Source organism: Microbacterium sp. JZ101 (assembly GCF_053903175.1).
In genome coordinates this window covers 3358724-3375825 of the sequence record NZ_CP096400.1, presented here as the reverse complement: position 1 = coordinate 3375825, position 17102 = coordinate 3358724, and the positions used below count along the sequence as shown (strand labels likewise).

10 protein-coding genes are annotated in these 17102 nt (G+C 70.7%); 8 read left to right on the top strand and 2 right to left on the bottom strand.

Translation table 11 applies throughout. From position 1 onward, the window contains the following. Positions 1 to 71: 71 nt before the first annotated feature. Positions 72 to 641: a hypothetical protein gene (locus tag M1D56_RS15525; protein WP_456284134.1), complete on the top strand. Its 570-nt coding sequence runs from the start codon at positions 72 to 74 to the stop codon at positions 639 to 641. Positions 642 to 805: 164 nt separating this feature from the next. After that, on the top strand, positions 806 to 2614 hold the full coding sequence (locus M1D56_RS15520) for a phosphatase PAP2 family protein (RefSeq protein ID WP_456284133.1): 1809 nt from the start codon (positions 806 to 808) through the stop codon (positions 2612 to 2614). Between the two features lie 77 nt (positions 2615 to 2691). Here the strand turns inward: M1D56_RS15520 and M1D56_RS15515 are convergent, their stop codons facing one another. Then, entirely contained in the window at positions 2692 to 5373 is a 2682-nt protein-coding gene (locus tag M1D56_RS15515) for a carbohydrate-binding protein (protein ID WP_456284132.1), read from the bottom strand. Between the two features lie 184 nt (positions 5374 to 5557). Here M1D56_RS15515 and M1D56_RS15510 point away from each other — a divergent pair, with 184 nt between their 5' ends. From M1D56_RS15510 to M1D56_RS15490, 5 genes are all read left to right on the top strand, one after another. Continuing rightward, positions 5558 to 7654, top strand: a complete 2097-nt coding sequence (locus M1D56_RS15510; protein WP_456284131.1) for a glycoside hydrolase family 36 protein — start codon at positions 5558 to 5560, stop codon at positions 7652 to 7654. Between the two features lie 53 nt (positions 7655 to 7707). Then, entirely contained in the window at positions 7708 to 9024 is a 1317-nt protein-coding gene (locus tag M1D56_RS15505) for an ABC transporter substrate-binding protein (protein ID WP_324013490.1), read from the top strand. 62 nt (positions 9025 to 9086) lie between these two features. Further along, complete coding sequence (locus tag M1D56_RS15500) at positions 9087 to 10028, top strand: carbohydrate ABC transporter permease (RefSeq protein WP_456284130.1); 942 nt, start codon at positions 9087 to 9089, stop codon at positions 10026 to 10028. Next, on the top strand, positions 10025 to 10888 hold the full coding sequence (locus M1D56_RS15495) for a carbohydrate ABC transporter permease (RefSeq protein WP_456284129.1): 864 nt from the start codon (positions 10025 to 10027) through the stop codon (positions 10886 to 10888). Before M1D56_RS15500 ends, M1D56_RS15495 begins: the two co-directional genes overlap by 4 nt. A 28-nt stretch (positions 10889 to 10916) precedes the next feature. Beyond that, positions 10917 to 11969 (top strand): LacI family DNA-binding transcriptional regulator, encoded by a 1053-nt coding sequence (locus M1D56_RS15490; RefSeq protein WP_456284128.1) that lies wholly within the window; start codon positions 10917 to 10919, stop codon positions 11967 to 11969. 119 nt (positions 11970 to 12088) lie between these two features. Here the strand turns inward: M1D56_RS15490 and M1D56_RS15485 are convergent, their stop codons facing one another. Further along, positions 12089 to 15724 (bottom strand): glycoside hydrolase, encoded by a 3636-nt coding sequence (locus M1D56_RS15485; RefSeq protein ID WP_456284127.1) that lies wholly within the window; start codon positions 15722 to 15724, stop codon positions 12089 to 12091. A gap of 213 nt (positions 15725 to 15937) precedes the next feature. On the opposite strand from M1D56_RS15485, the gene M1D56_RS15480 reads away from it, so the two are divergent. Next, the gene (locus M1D56_RS15480) at positions 15938 to 17062 is read left to right on the top strand and encodes a branched-chain amino acid aminotransferase (RefSeq protein ID WP_456284126.1); all 1125 of its coding nucleotides are present in this window, start codon (positions 15938 to 15940) and stop codon (positions 17060 to 17062) included. Positions 17063 to 17102: the final 40 nt, after the last annotated feature.

The window sequence follows — 17102 nt, the reverse complement described above, 5'->3', positions numbered from 1 at the left end:
GAGTGGGACGGAAGCCTGACGTTCGGCGTCCCGCGCGCGTGCACCGTGCCATCCGCTTCTCTCCTGGCAGGATGACCCGGATGATCGCCGTCGAGATCGCACCCGTGACGCTGCCGGACGCCGTCGACGCGCGCGATGCGCAGGATTTCCTCGACTACCTCGAGATCGCCGCGACCGTCATGCGGGAGCAGAGCGGCGCCGGTGTCGGCGCGCAGAAGCCTGCCGACGCCCTCGAGCGGCTGCGCGGCGCGACGTGCGTGCCGCTGCTCGCGCGGATCGCCGGGCGGGCCGCGGGAGCCGCGCAGTTCATGGCGCCGGCCGACGGGGGAGTGCTCGCTAGCATCAGCGTGTTCGTGCCGCGCCGTGACGCCGGCATCCTCGAGGCGATGCTCATCAAGGCCGTCGAGGAGCAGGCGCGGGCGCACTGGTTCGCGGCGGTCCGCGCGGTGAGCCTGCATCGCCCCGATACGGAGGGCGACGTCATCCCGGCAGCGGATGGCGGTGAGGCGGCGCCGCGCGACCCCCAGGCGCGGGCGCTCGCCGAGTCGGGCTATGCGCTCGAGACCGTCACGCGGCATCCGACGGGCTGGGGCGACCTGGAGTACCTCGCGGCCGAGTGGCGGAAGGACCTCGCCGCATAGGACGGCCGGCGTCCGATCACGCGGGCGCAGGCCCCGCGCATAGGGCGTCGGGAAGGCGTTTCCCGACCGTTCACCGCCATCCGCGAGCCTTCCGGCATCCCCTCCGCGGCCATCCGACCGCGCCCGCCGCGAGTCCGACCCGACGGACTCAGGAAGGAAGATCCGTGCCATCCGCATTCCCTCGTCGCAAGGCCGTCGCCTGCGCTGTGCTCCTCCCGCTCCTCGTCGGCCCCGCCTTCGCGCAGCCGGCCTTCGCCGCGAAGGACGACGACCTCGTCGACGTGTCGGCCATCGAGCCGCGCGCGGCGGCGTACGGCGCGTTCGTCGACACGTACCGTCAGAACACGACCGACTTCACGACGCCCGAGACGAACCCCGCGATCGGCGTGCTCGCCGAGATGCTCGAGTACTGGACGCCCGGCACCACCTGGAACGACGGCACGATCCTGAGCGCCCAGGTGCATGAGCAGAACATCGCGGCGATCGAGCGGATCACGCAGAACCGCACCGACGAGGAGGCCGACGCCGCCTACCTCGCCGACCGCCGCCACCAGAGCTACTCGATGATCGAGGGCCTCGAGGAGGACGCGCAGGAGTTCCGCGACCTCGCGAACGCGGGCACGACCATCCCCGACGAGATCCCCGCCGACGCGCTCACGACCAAGTACGACGACCGCGGCAACGAGAACGGCGCCTGGGCCGACGTCGACTCCGAGCTCGGCAGCGTCGTGCAGCTCGTGAACACCGTGCGCGGGCCGTGGGCGACCTCGAACCGCGCCAAGGAGTACTACCAGTACATGCGCCCGTTCCGCTGGAGCGACGACGTCGTGCTCGTGCCCGAGCTCGAGCCGGTCAAGAAGCCCGAGTCGGAGGCCGCGTCGGACGGCGGATTCCCGAGCGGGCATACGAATGCCGCCTTCCTCGCGGGCATCGCGCTCGCCACGGCCGTGCCCGAGCACTACGACGACCTCCTGCTGCAGGCGTCTGACCTCGGCTACAGCCGTGCCGAGGCCGGGATGCACTCGGCGCTCGACATCATCGGCGGCCGCATCCTCGCGACGGGGCTCGCCGCGGCGACCCTCGCCGACGACGAGAACGCCGAGCTGATCGCCGAGGCGACGGCGGACGCCGACACCGCGCTCGAGGCCGAGCTCGATCTCGACACCGACCGCGACGCGTACCAGGCGCGCCTCGCGGAGTACCTCGCGAACACCACGTTCGGCCTCGACCCCGTCGGCGAGGCGGGCGTCGCGCCGGTCGTGCCGGGGGGCGCCGAGGAGCTCATCCGCACGCGCTACCCCTACCTCGACGACGCGCAGCTGCGCTGGGTGCTCTACTCGACCGCGCTCGAGTCGGGCCTCCCCGTCGCGGACGACGCCGAGGGCTGGGGCCGGCTCAACCTCTTCGCCGCCGCGAACGGCTTCGGCGCATTCGACCGCGACGTCGCGGTCTCGCTCGACGCGACGGCGGATGGCTACGGTGCGGTGGACGTGTGGCGGAACGACATCGACGGCGCGGGGTCGCTCACGCTCGACGGCACGGGCACGCTCATCCTCGCGGGTGAGAACTCCTTCACGGGCGGCGTGCGCGTGAAGGGCGGCGAGCTCGTCGCGACGACCGCGACCGCGCTCGGCACGGCCGACGTCGAGCTGCAGCGGGGCGTCGTCCGCGAGCAGGCGGATGGCACGCTCGAGGTCGGCGGGGAGCTCACGCAGAAGAAGGGCGCGACGCTCGCGCTGACGATCGAGGACGCCTCCGCTCCCGCCCTCTCGGTCGACGGCAAGGCGAAGCTGCGCGGCACGCTCGCGGTCGACGTGTCGGCGCTGGCCGAGGTGCCGGCAGAGCTGCCGCTCATCGAGGCCGCGAAGTTCCCGGGCGCGCTTCCGGCGCTTGAGGTCACGGGGCTGCCGGAGGGCTACCAGCCGGAGCTGCGCATCGAGGGCGGCGTGCTCACGCTGGTCGACGCGCGCTGACGCGGCGGCGGGCGGGGAGACCCCCGCCCGCCGCCTGGGTGGGTGAGAGGAGGCGACCCCCTCACCCACCCGGATGCTCAGCCGAGCGGCTGCGTCGTCGGCGAACCGAGCACCATCGGCGCGACGATCAGCTTGTCGACGCGCGGGGCCTCGTCGTCGGCGCTGAACACGCGGAGCGGCTCGCCGTCGCTCGACAGGGTCACCTGCATGCTGCGCTCCAGGAAGCTGTTCCAGCTGAAGGTGTGGCGGTGGTAGCCGTACCCCACCTCCTGGTCGCCCTCGGCGATGTCGAGGCGGAGGTCGACCACCTGCGGGTTGTACGGGTGGGGCGAGGCGAGGCTCGCGTTGGAGTACCAGACCGACACGGCGTAGTCGCCGGCGCTGTCGAAGCCCGCGGAGCGCGCGAACTCGATCGCGTTCCCCTCGCCGCCGCCCAGACCGTCGACGTAGCCGCCGCCCGTCGCGTTCGTGCCCGTGGCGGGGGCGAGCGTTCCGGCCTGCGCGGTGCCCGTGAGCTGCCCGTCCTCTGCCTCCAGGACGACGCGCGCGTCGTCGGCGGCGCGCACCCGCGTCGTCGTGACGCTCTCGATCGCGACATCGCCCGACGAGCGCAGCTCGATCTCGTTGATGCCCTCAGCGAGGTGCACTCGGGCCGTCGACTCCCAGCTGCCCTTTCGCTCGCTTGCGAGTTCGACAGGCGAGCCGCCGTTGATCGTGACCTCGATCGCGCCCGCGCGGCCGCTCTCGTAGGCGACCGACAGGTCGTAGTAGCCCGAGTCCATCGCCGTGACGTAGAGGTCGGCGCGCCCGCTGTCCGACAGGCTCGCGAATCCGGACGCCTTCTTGCCCTGGTACGCGATCTTCGCGCCGTCGTACAGACGGAACGTCGATGCCGGGTGCACCGTCGGCTCACCGTCGGTCACATCCGTGAGCAGGAAGCGGTCGAGCGTGACGTCGGGGTAGGGGAGAAGGTTCTCGCCATCGGCGGTGGTGCGGAGCGTCAGCTCGTGCGTCCCCGCGGTGAGCTCGACCAGGGTCTCGCCGCTGCCGCGGTAGTTCCAGTGCAGGTCGGCCCGGTACTGCACCGTGCTCGCGTATGCGCCGTCGACCCACAGGGCGTGCTGGCCGGGATTCTTGTTGGAGGCGCCGATCGCCTGGAACCGGTAGAGACCGTCGCGCGGCACCTCGACCGTCCAGGTCGCGGTCGAGTCGAGCGTCTTGAACGCGCGCACGTCCTGGTTGCCGGAGGCGAGCCAGGTCCAGCCGCCACTCGCCTTCGGGTCGTGGCTCTGCACGTACGAGCCGGTGATCGCGGTGCTCTCGGCCTCGATCGTCGCGCTCCAGGGCTGCGCCGCGAGATCCTGCTCGACATCGTGCGTGCCGGCCGGAGTGATCAGCACCTGGTAGGCCGCGTAGCGGTTGAACGTGTCGACCGGGATCGTGAGCTTGCCGCCCGCGAGCGCTGCGCCATCCGCCGCCCAGACGAGAGCCGGGGTGTCGGCGAGCCCCTGCGCGCCGACCGTCGCGATCTCGCGCACCTCGACGTCGACCCGGTTGCCGAACACCTTTCGATCGAGCCCTTCGAGCGACACCTCGACGTCGGCGTCCGTCCCGCCGAGAAGCACGGTCGCGCGCCGGTTCTCGTCGTCGACGGCCGCGATGCCCTGCAGAGTGTCGGCGGTGTCGGGACGCGGCGGCGTCACACGCACGGTCTCCGACCCCTCGAGGTCGCCGTACCACTTGAACATCCACCACCCGGCGTTCGCGCCGTTCGGCCGCGAGGAGTTGTCGGAGAAGTTGCCCGAGTAGCCCCAGTACGCGGTCTGGGCGTCGACCTTCGTGTCCTCGAACATCGAGAACCACTGGATGAGCTGACCGGGCTGCCCCATGTCGCGCAGCATCCCGTACTCCGTGATGTTGACGGGGATCGGATCGATGCCCTTCGATGACTCGATCGCGCGGAACTCGGCGAGATGACCGCGATAGGTCGCGAGATTGTCGATGCCGAGCTCGTGCCAGATCCACACGTCGGGGACGGATCCGTCGGCGATCGCGTAGTCGAGGAACTCCGTGCTCGGCGTCTTCCGCCAGTGACTGTCGCCGGGGCCGCCGATGCGCGGCCGGTCGAGACCGTGGCGCGCGTAGACCTCCTCGATCTTCTCGTGCACCGCGGTCCAGTCGGCGAAGAACTGCTCCTTGTCGGCCGCCCAGTCCGAGTACCAGATCCAGTCCGGCTCGTTGAACGGGATGAAGGTGTACTCCTCGGGGTGGTCGGATTGCGTCGCGACCGCCTCGGTGACGAACTCGATCACCTCGAGGTAGTCCCAGACGCCGTTGCCGCCCTCGGTGTAGGAGCCGGTCGCGACGTCGTAGGTGCGGTCGTCGCCCGGGCGGACGCCGCTGTTGTACGGCCACTCGGGGTAGTAGTCCTGCTGGTAGATGTACAGGTCCTCGCCGTGCTTGTCGAAGAACCCGTCCTCGATCTTCAGCGTGTCGCCGCCGGGGTGCTGCGTGCCGTACGGCGGCTTCTGGGACGTGTTCGTGATGTGCGCGCCGTTGATCAGCGCCTGAGTCGGAGCGCCGTCGTCGCCGAACCCGTACAGCGTTCCGCTCGCGCCTCCGCGGAACTCTCCGGTGCGATCGGAGAAGTCGACGGTCAGGCGCTCCGCGTCGGCCGCGACCGCGGGTGGAGCGGCGAAGCCGCTCGTGACCAGCGCAGCGGCAGCGAGCGTCGTCGCCGCGCCCAGTGTTCTCTTCATGGGAAGGGATCTCCTCTTCATCGAGTCGGGTGCTTCGGCTCACCACTGGGAGGCGACACTAGCAACGCGTGATAACGATTACAAGGCAGACTTGATAGCGATTTCAGAATCCGCTACGTTCGCCTCTTGAAATCGCTATCAGCGACTCGACCGGGTCGCGTGGACCGCAATGACGAGGAGTGACGTGACCGAACAGCTGGCGTGGGGAGACGGCGACCTGACCCTCACCTTCGGATGGGCCGACGACGCCCCCGTCCATCTCGCGGCTCTCCGGATGGGCGAGCGCGCGCTGCCGCTGTACCGCGTCCCGCTCGTCGAGATCCTCACGGCCACGGCCGGGCACCTGCCTGCGTCGGGCCGCCTCTCGCACACCGAGCTCGGTGCGCGCCTTCGCCACATCGATCATGAGGTCGATGAAGACGGGCGCCTCATCATCCGCCAGCAGGCCGACGGCGTCGAGGCGGTGACCCAGCTCGAAAGGCTCGCGGGCGCTCCTCGGGCCGTCCGCGCGCAGACGAGTGTGCGCGCGGTCGGAACCGACCCTGTCGTCCTGCGGTCGGTGACGTCATGGGCGGGCGGCTTCACGGCGTGCGACGCGAGCGGGCCCGAGAAGCTCGACGGGTGGGTGCGCGTGTCGGGCGTGAGCGACTGGCTCGGGGAGGGGCGCTGGTGCCGCACGCCGCTGCGCGGGCCGGACTTCCCGCACCTCGCCGAGCACCTCACGGGGCACAACCCGCGCGGCGCCTGGGCGGTGAGCTCGGACGGCACCTGGTCGACGGGCGCGGACCTGCCCGTCGGGGGCCTGGAGAGCGCAGCGCTCGGGCTGGCGCTCGTGTGGCAGATCGAGCACAACGGAGCCTGGCGCAGCGAGATCGGCGAGGACACGGACGGCGGGTACCTGAGCCTCTCGGGGCCGACGGACACCGACTCGTCGTGGACGCGTCGGCTCGCACCGGGGGAGGCCTTCGAGACGGTTCCCGTCGAGCTCGCCTACGGTCGGGACTTCGAGGACGCGCTGGGCGCTCTCACGGACTTCCGCCGCTCCGCGCGCCGCGCCCACCCGGACAACGTCGCGATGCCGGTCGTCTTCAACGACTACATGAACACGCTCAACGGAGATCCGACGACCGAGCGGCTGCTCCCGCTCATCTCCGCGGCGGCCGAGGTGGGGGCCGAGGTCTTCTGCATCGATGCGGGCTGGTACGACGACAGCGGTCACTGGTGGGACACGGTCGGAGAATGGCGGCCCTCCCGCACCCGCTTCCCGGGAGGTCTCTCGGAGGTGGTCGACGCCATCCGCGACGCCGGGATGGTGCCAGGGCTCTGGCTCGAGCCCGAGGTCGTCGGCGTGCGCAGCCCCGTCGCAGAGACGCTTCCGCGGGAGGCCTTCCTCCAGCGTCACGGACAGCGGATCGTCGAGCACCACCGATTCCACCTCGACCTGCGGCACCCGGCGGCGGTCGCTCACCTCGATGCGGTCGTCGACCGCCTTGTCGCCGACTTCGGCGTCGGGTTCTTCAAATTCGACTACAACGTGAACCCCGGTGCGGGAACCGACCACGACGCCGACAGCCCGGGCGATGGGCTCCTCGCTCACAACCGCGCCCACCTCGCCTGGCTCGACGGCGTCCTCGACCGCCACCCCGGACTGGTGATCGAGAACTGCGCCTCGGGGGCGATGCGGATGGACTTCGCGATGCTCTCGCGGCTGGCCATGCAGTCGACCTCCGACCAGCAGGACTTCCGGAAGTACCCGCCGATCGCAGCCGCGGCTCCGATCTCGATGCTGCCCGAGCAGGCGGCGAGCTGGGCGTACCCGCAGCCCGACATGAACGCGGAGGAGCTGTCGTTCAGCCTCGTCACGGGACTTCTCGGCCGGTTCTACGTGTCGGGCTACCTCAACCGGATGACCGACGCACAGCGCGAGGTCGTCGCAGCGGCCGTCGCGCAGGCCAAGTCGCTGCGCCCGCTCATCCGCAGCGGCAAGCCCCATTGGCCCCTCGGGCTTCCGGGATGGACCGACCCGTGGGTCGCGCTGTCCATCCGCTCGGAAGGCGAGGAGGTCGTGTCGGTCTGGCGCCGGGACGGCGAGAGCTCGACGTCCCTGTCGTTCCCGCACCTCATCGGCGCCGACGTGGAGGTCTCGCCGGTGTTCCCCCTCCACCTCCCGGCCTGGCGGACGACGTGGGACGCCTCCTCCGGGACCCTGACGCTGCACGCCGGCGATGCCGATCTCGCCGCGCGCACCATCCGCCTCAGCGTGGGCACCCCGACCCGCTGACCTCTCTCCGGTGCCCATCCCGAGCGCCGGAGCAACCACGAAGGAGCAATTCGATGAAGAACACGTTCCGCGCAGGCGCGGCGCTCGCCGCCGTCGCCGCGCTCACCCTCACCGGGTGCTCGGATCCCGGCGCAGGAGCCGGCGCGAGCGACCCCGCCGAGTGGCCCGCGCAGGACGCCGATCTCGCGGGAACGACCCTGACGATCTGGGCGGCGCAGAACTCGAACACCGTGCCGGACAGCGTCATCGCCGGCTTCGAGGAGCTGACCGGCGCGGAGGTCGAGGTCGTCACGATCCCGGATCCCTACGAGCAGGGCGTGCAGACGAAGGTGGCCACGGGCGACAAGCCCGACCTCGCGTTCTGGCAGCCGACGTCGTCCATGCTGACCGCGCTCAACGCCCCGACGAACCTTCAGCCGCTCGACGACGCCCCCTGGCTCGACGCGTACAAGCCCGAGCTGCGGGATATCACCGGCATCCTCGACGACACGCGCTACGCGGCGCTCATCACGACCCCCGCTGTCGAGGGCGTGTACTACAACAAGGAGGTCTTCGAGGAGGCCGGGGTCACCGACCTCCCGAAGAACTGGGACGAGTTCATCGCGCTCGCGCGGGACCTCAAGGAGCAGGGCACGACGCCGTTCTTCGACTTCGGCGGGGGCACGCCCTGGGCCACGCAGTGGTGGGTTCAGGTGCAGCTCGCCGACGCCGCGAAGGACGGCCTGTGGGACGAGGTGAACGCGAACGAGAAGGGGTTCGACGAGTCGCCGATCCAGGACGCGATCGACGAGTACGCCGCCCTGATCGATGAGGGGCTCTTCAACGAGGACATCAAGACCGCGACGTTCGAGGAGCAGGGCCCTGCCCTCCTGAGCGGCGAGGCGGCGATGGTCGTCCAGGTGAACTCGTTCTTCGGCCAGCTGCAGTCCCTGGCGGATACTGCGGAGCTCGATGAGAAGATCGGCTTCTTCCCCATCTCGCCGAGCGGCAACGTGGGCACCTTCATTCCCGATCAGTCCAACGCCCTCGTGGCGTTCAAGACGGGGGATGCCGAGCGCGAGGCCGCATCGCGCCAGCTCCTCTCGTACTGGCTCGGCGACGGCTACGAGGAGTTCGTGAACGCCCAGTCCACGGTCTCGCTGCAGACGGATGTCCCGTCGTCGGACGAGGTGCCGCAGGCGCTTCTCGACGTGAGCGCGTCGCTCGGCGACGCGGTCGGCTCGATGCAGGCGCTCGCCGTCGCCAACCCCGACCTCTACCTGAACCTCGGCGACATGATCCAGGGCACCATGACGCCGGCCGAGGTGGGCGAGGCCACGCAGGCCCAGTTCGCCGAGCTGGCCAAGGCGATCGGCGCCTCCGGCTTCTGACTCTCGGACAGCCGGGCGCCGACGAGATCGGCGCCCGGCACCCCACCGGAAGGCATTCACCCATGACGACCACCCTCGGTCTCCCGCGCCAGGCGGCGCCGGCCGCTCGACCCGACGAGCAGCCGGCCCCGCCCGCACGACGCACGCAGGACCATCCGGCCTGGTTCCTGATCCCCGCGCTCGTCGTTCTCGTCGTGTTCTTCCTCGTGCCGACGATCTTCAACTTCATCTACGCGTTCACCGACTGGTCGAGCTTCAAGTCCGAGATCGGCTTCGTCGGCTGGGCGAACTTCACCGCGCTGTTCTCGAGCGGGCAGCTCGTGAACGCGCTCTGGGTGACGCTCCTCTACGCCGTGCTCGTCGCCGTCTTCCAGAACCTCTTCGGTCTCGCGCTCGCGCTCCTCCTCGAGCGCGACACGCGGCTCAACCGGATCATCCGCGTCGCGTTCTTCATCCCCGTCATCATGTCGGCGCTCGCGGTCGGCTACATCTTCCAGGCGATGCTCAAGCCCGAGGGCGCTCTCAACGGCATCCTCGGCTTCCTCACCGGGCAGGACGTGCAGATCGCGTGGCTCGGAAGCACGACCTGGACCATCGTCGTCGTCGCTCTCGTGCACGCATGGAAGTGGATGGGGCTGTCCATGCTCATCTATCTCGCGGGGCTGAAGACGATCAGCGGCGATGTTCTCGAGGCGGCGCGGATCGACGGATCCGGCTGGTGGGGAACCTTCACCGCCATCCGCTTCCCGCTCCTCGCGCCCGCGGTCACCTTCAATGTCGCGACCGCGCTGCTCGGCTCGATGAACGGGTTCGACATCGTGCAGGCCACGACGGCGGGCGGTCCGGGCGGCACGACCGAGCTCCTCAACATCTTCATCTTCCGCACATTCGGCCAGGGTCTCTTCGCCCAGGCGACGACGATGAGCCTCGTGCTCTTCCTGACGGTGGCCGTGCTGGCCTTCCCCGTCATCCGCATGCTCCGGAAGCGAGAGGACGTCCTGTGACCGCCACCATCCCTCATGCCGCGTCGCGGCGTCGCTCGAGCGTCGCGGCCTCGCGCTGGGCGCAGCCTGTCGTCGCCGTCGTGACAGCTGTCGTGCTGCTCGGGATCCCGTTCTGGCTCGTCGTCGTCACCGCGTCGAAGACCCAGGCGGAGGCCTTCGAGCCCGATCTCAGCCTGCCGTCCGAGTGGCGTCTCCTCGAGAATCTCGCGACGGTCTTCACGGAGGGCCGGATGTGGCCGGCGTTCCTCGGGAGCGCGCTCGTGATGATCCCCTCCGTGCTCGGGGTGCTCATCCTCGGGTCCATGGCCGCCTGGATCCTCGGGCGCCGGCGGGGCCGCGTCATGTCCGCTGTGTACGCGCTCGGCATCAGCGGCATCGTGCTCCCGCCCGCGGTCGTCACGATCGTCCTCCTGCTGAGGCAGCTCGGCCTCGCCGGAACGCCGCTCGGCATGATCGGCGTCTACATGGGCATGTACCTCTCCACCGTGATCTTCTTCGTGACCGGCTTCGTGAGGACCATCCCCGCCGAGCTCGAGGAGGCCGCGCGGGTCGACGGCGCAGGGCCCGTCCGGGTCTTCGTGCGGATCATCCTGCCGCTGCTCATGCCCGTGCTCGCGACCGCGACGATCCTCATCTGCCTCTACATCTGGAACGACGTCTTCTACGCGCTCTTCGTGGTCGGCGGTCGCCTGGACACCCTGCCCCTGAACCTCTACCAGGTCGCGAGCTCGGGACTCTACCTGCAGAACTGGCACCTGATCTTCGCGTACATCGTGCTCATGAGCCTTCCGCTCCTGATCACGTTCATCGTGGCGCAGCGCAAGATCATCTCCGGTATCACGAGCGGCGCGGTCAAGTGAGACGATGAGGGCGAAGGACACCACCGACATGAAGAGCAAGCACCCCACCATCGCCGACGTCGCCCGGCGCGCCGGAGTCTCGGTGCCGACGGTGTCACGGGTGCTCACCGGTGCGGCGAGGGTCAGCCCGACGAAGCGCGAGGCCGTCGAGAACGCGATCGCCGAGCTCAACTACCGCCCGAGCGCAGCCGCCCGCGCCCTCGTCTCGCGGCGCTCGCAGGTCATCGCCGTGATCGCCGGGGACACGTCCCGCTACGGATACGCCGAGACGATCCGCGGCGTGGAGCTCGCCGCACGCGCCGAGGGATACACCGTCATGATCACGGTCGTCGAGTCGGCAGACGACGACGAGGTCGATCGGGCGATCACGGCCACGCTCACACATGCCATCGCGGGAGTGGTCGTGCTCAAGTTCGACCCTCCCGGGGTGGCCGTGGTGAACCGGCTTCCCGACGACATCCCGGTCGTCGCGCTCTCCGGCGTGCGCGACGTGAGCGTTCCGCAGGCGGTGCTCGACGAGACCCGCGCGGCAGAGGAGCTCACGAACTTCCTGCTCGAACTCGGCCACGAGACGGTGCATCATGTGCGCGTGCCGCCCTCGCGTCGGGAGGACGGGCGGACGACCGGATGGCGCCGAGCGCTGCGGAAGGCCGGCGCACCGATCCCCGCGCCGTTCGACGCGACGTGGGAGCCGGTGAGCGGACGGCAGGTCGCGCGGGAGATCGCGGCGGATCCGACCGTGACCGCCGTGTTCTGCGGCAACGACGAGATCGCGATGGGCGTCATGCGCGGTCTGGCCGACGCCGGCCTGCGCGTCCCGGAGGACATCTCGGTGGTCGGATTCGACGATCACCCGCTGAGTGAGATCTGGTCGCCTCCCCTGACGACCGCCCATCAGGATTTCGCCGGGATGGGACGCCGGGGGTTCCAGCTGCTGCTCGACCTCCTGAACGGCGCCGGCGGCAAGCGCTTCTCCTCCGAGCGCCCGGCGCTCGTCACGCGGGAGAGCGCCGCAGCGCCCAGCCCTGAGCGCATGCGCGCGCTCGAGGACGCTCGAGGCGAGCTGGCCGCGGGCGCCTGACGCGCGCACAGAACCGGGCCGCCGAACAGAAGTAGGCGTCCCGTCAGGCGGCGATCTTCGGCCGTCGCCGACCGTGGCGGGGCCTCGTCCGCGTTCCGCGCGAGGCCCCGCCACGCCGCTCAGCGGCGTGCCGGCGCCGGCAGCATCCGCTGCTCCTCGCTGACGAGGGTCGCGCTCTCGACACCGGGAGCCGACACGGTGAGCTCGACGCTCAGGTGCTTGCCGGCGTCGCCGCGGACCGGCGTGTAGCTCGAATCCGTCGCACCCGCGATCGGCCGCCCGTTGCGCAGCCACTGCCACGAGACGTCGCCGTCGGCGGGGGCGAACTCCGCGATCGCCTCGACGGGCTCGCCGATCGCGGGCGCCTCGCTGAGCTCGAGCCGCGTGATCACGGCCGTCCTCGAGATCGCGACGGTCGTCTCCCTCGAGACGGATCCGTCGGCCGATGTCACGACGATGCGTGCGGTCCATCCGTTCGAGGCGTCGGCCTGCTCCACCTCGACCGATGCCTCATCGTCGAGCGCGAAGGCCTGCACGACGGGCGGAACGGACGGATCGGCGGTCACCTCGTAGGCGCTGGCATCGGGCGAGAAGCCCTCCACCGTCTCGCCGGCCACGCGGAGGTCCGCGAGGGTCGCGACTGCGGCCGGCGAGGCCACGCTCTCGAACAGCTCGACCTCCGAGACGATCATGTGCATCCCCTCGGCGGCGTGCAGGGTGAAGCGCACCCCGGTCGCCGTTCGGGTGGCGAACTCGGCCGTCACGATCGGAGCGCCGGTGGACGGAGACTCCACGGCCTGCGGAGACTCCCAGCCGGGCGCGGGCGCCCAGGCGCCGTCGGCGTCGCGCACCTCGATCGTCATCGTCTCGGCCCAGCTCGGGCGACCGTCGCGCCAGAAGCGGATCGCGGCTCCGTCGAGGTCGCGCGCCTCGAACGTGTAGGTGAGGGTGCTGGTCTGCTCCTGGGCGCTGCCGGACCAGTTCGACCATCCCTTGTCGTCGAGGACGCCGTTCAGGGTGCGCTCCGCCGGGTAGCCGGGCTCCGTGTAGCTGGCCTCGACCGCGACGCCGCCGTCTGCCGCGAAGCTGCGCTGCGTGCCCTCCGTGACGAGCACGGCGAGCCGCGCCTCGAGCTCTGCGCCGTCGGCCTGCGCCGTCCCGGCGACCGAGATCGCACCGGGCTCGGTCAGCGCGCTCGCATCGAGCGTCGTCCAGTCCCACTCGACCGACACCTCGAAGGCGTGCTCCGACGCCCCCACGCGGGCCGGGACGGTGTCCGGCGCCGCGGCACGCACAGCGTCCGCCGTGGTGCCCGCCGCGACCGTGACCGATACGGGATCCGTCGCCGTGAGGCCGCCGACATCGACGTGCGCGACGACGGTGAACCTCTGCCCGAACAGGTCGACGGCCGTGCCCGGCACCTCCACGCGGCCCTCGTTCTCCCAGGTCGCGTCATCGGGAAGGTCCCACTCGACCGGAACCGCCGCGCCCGTGCCCCACGCGTACGCGGAGAGGACGGTCTCGGGCAGCAGAGGAGCGACGCCGGCCGTTGTGCGCGCCGGGATCGCCGTCCCATTGACGGGGGTCAGGTCGCGCGCCTCCCAGGCCTGGTTCGCGCCTCCGTTGGAGCCGTACACGCCCACCGAGGCGCCCTCGGCCGATGACTGCCCGCCCACCTCGAGGGCGAGCGCGAGCGCCTCGTTCACGAACGAGAAGCTCTTCCCGTCGGTGGTGTTGACGATCCACCGCGTCTCGGGGCTCTGGGCCGCGGCCGTCGGGTCGATGTCGCGCAGGTCGGTGCCCGCGCTCGTCGCGCCGAGGACGCGTCCGTCGCCGTTCTCGAGCACGACGCGCTGGGTCGCGGTCCTCTCGCCGACGGCGACCGTGTGGGCCGTCCACTTCTGCGCCGCTGCGGTCGCCGTGTCGTCGGCGAGCGTCGTGATGCTCGTCGCCGCACCCGAGCCGCCGGCGGTGAGTGCCTTTCCGCTCTGCGCGCCGACGAGCTGGTAGCTGTGCCCATCCTCGATGGCGGGCGCATCGGCCGAGACGCCGGAGACGCCGTCGATCACGAACGTCGTGACCGACTTCGCGGGCACGGTGAGCGTGGCCGACGCGTCGTCGACGGCGACGGGTGCTCCCTTGACGAGCGCGTTCGCGGTCGGCTCATCGGGCGACGGGGCCTCCGTCGTGACGTACGGCGTCACGGTCGCGCCGTCCGCGATCTCGCCGAAGGCGGAGAGATCGAGCGTGACCGAAGCCGCATCCGCGCTCGTGTTGCGGTGGACGATGGTCGCGCCCGTTCCGTCACCGCGGATGGCCGCGGTGCTCGAGGTGTCGTCGACGGGCACGAGGCGATCGCCCTCGTGGATGAACTTCGTGAAGTTGCGGATGGTGTTGAACTTCGAGTTGACCTCGACGCCGCACGGCTCGACGGCGGACGAGTCGCCGCCCGCGTCCGCGACGCGTCGCGCCGACTTCCACACGGTGCGGCCATCCTCCTCGTAGGGCTCGCAGTCGAGGTCGATGAAGACCGAGCCCCAGTTGAGGTCCTCGCCCTGCGGCTGCATGTTGTAGAGGTCTTCGACGGGCTGCCAGAGCACCCACGCGCTCGGCTCGAGCTCGCGCAGGTCGTCCATGATCCGACCCGCGATGCCGAGACCGTTCTCGATGTCGACGGGGTCGTAGCCGTCGACCCAGCTGCCCTCGATCTCGCTCATCCAGAGCGGGGTGTCGGCCTGCTTCGCGAGGTCGCGCACGACGAGGCGTCCGCTCGTGCCATACGTGTGCACGTTCATGCGGCTGACGTCCTCGCGCGTCTCCGCGGGGTATGCCGCCCAGTTCCGCGCGAAGATCCCCGGGTTCGTCTCGTCCATGGCCGAGATGCGCGCATCGGTTTCGGCGCCGTCGAGCACGGCGGCGAGCGCCTCGACGACCTCGACCTGACGCTGCGGCCCGACGTGCATGCCCTCCTGGCGGCCGCCGACCGGAACGCCGTTCTCGAGCCGCGTCCCCCAGTAGTTCGTGTTCGGCTCGTTGAACGGGTCGATCGTGTCGACCTCGATCCCGTGCTCGGCTTCGAGGTGCTCCGTGACGTTGACGAGGTACTGGGCGAACGCCTCGTCCGCCTCGGGCTTGAGCTGCTCGGCAGCCGCGTCGAACCCGCCCGAGACGTAGCCGCTCTCGGTCATGAAGTAGGGCGCCGAGTTCGCGAAGGTCTCCCAGTGCGTGATCTGCCCGTCGGCGACCAGCCGGTCGACCCACCAGCGCTGCGTCTCGTCGGCGCCCCAGTCATAGTGCGCGGGGTCATCCGCGTCGAACGCCGCGAGAACCGCGTCGCGATCGGCGTAGGTCGTCGCCGCTCCGCCGTAGAGCCCCTCGGAGCCGTCGGGATCCGGCGCCCACCAGCCCTCGACGGCGCCGCCTGCGCGCAGGTAGTCGGCCACGTCCGAGGCGTTGCCGCCGCCGATGTTGTAGCGGGCGATGTTGAGGTCGAGCCCGTCCTCGCCGAAGACGGCCTGGTAGAGCTCCTCGCGGAGTTCCTCGGGGTAGTCGCCGGTCGCATTCGCGAACCAGACGAGGCTTGTGCCCCACCCCTGGAACGCCTCGCCCGCGGAGGCGGGGTTCGGCGTGATCGTGACGGATCGCTCCGCCGCCTCGGCCGCGCTCGCGGCGGGTGAGGCGATCAGCGCCCCTCCCACGAGCGCGGCGCCCGTCGTGAGCGCCGCGGCGCGCCGCAGCGTGTGCGATGTCGGCATCGACACTGCCCCTTTCGTCGTCGAAAGCGTCGCGCGGCACCCGGCTGAGCCGTCCGCTGCGACAGACCATGTTTGCGCAACCATAGCGGATGCGGCCCGATCGCGGCAGGCCGCGCGCACGCCACGACCTCGCGATTGGCCCGAGACGGAGGGCCCACTCCTCTGCGAGCCTGCTCGGATGGGCGTGCCATGCACACGCGGGAAGGGAACGAGATGACGACGACGGCGACCGGATACACGGCAGGCGACTTCACGGTGCGGCGGAATGCCGCCCCGACCTCGGTCGGCGAGCGCGAGCGCATCCTCGAGGACCCGGTGTTCGGCCAGCGCTTCACCGACCATATGGCGATCGCGGAATGGAGCGCAGACAGCGGCTGGCACGACCTGCGCGTGGAGCCCATGGGGCCGCTTCCGCTCCATCCGGCAAGCGCCGTCCTGCACTACGGCCAGGAGATCTTCGAAGGCCTCAAGGTCTATCGCCATCCGGATGGCCGGCTCGTCACGTTCCGTCCGGAGCTGAACGCGCGGCGGATGGCGCGCTCGGCGGAGCGGCTCGCCCTGCCGGTCCCGCCGGAATCGCTGTTCCTCTCGGCGGTCGACGCGCTCCTCGCGCAGGACGCGGAATGGGTTCCCGCGCGCCCCGGCGCGAGCCTCTACCTGCGTCCGTTCGTCATCGCATCGGAGGCGTTCCTCGGTGTGCGGCCGGCGAAGCAGGCGCTCTTCGGAGTGATCGCCTCGCCCGCGGGCGCCTATTTCTCGGGCGCGAGCGAGGGTGTCTCGCTCTGGCTCTCGACGGACTTCTCGCGCGCGGGGCGCGGCGGCACGGGAGCCGCGAAGTGCGGAGGGAACTACGCGGCATCGCTCGCCGCCCAGCGCGAGGCCGAGGCGCACGGCTGCGCACAGGTGCTCTTCACCGATGCCGAGACGCACACCTGGGTCGAGGAAGCCGGCAGCATGAACATCTTCTTCGCCTTCGCCGACGGCTCGATCGTCACGCCCCCTGCCGAGGGGACGATCCTCGAGGGCGTCACGCGCGACAGCGCGCTCGCACTCGCGGCCGACCTCGGCCACCGGGTCGAGGAGCGCCCCGTGAGCGTCGGCGAGTGGGCCAGGGCGGCCGCGGACGGAACCCTCGCCGAGGTGTTCGCGACGGGAACCGCCGCCGTCGTGACGCCCATCGCCCGTCTCGTCTCGCCCGAGCGCGTCATCGAGACGCCGACCGCGTGCTTCGGCCCGATCGCCGCCCGGCTGCGCGACGAGCTGACCGGCATGCAGTTCGGCACCGTCCCGGATCGATTCGGATGGCTGCGGGAAGTCGGCCGCGCGCCGGCCGCCTGACGGCGGGCCATCCGCCGCGCGTCTCGCACGCGGCGGATGG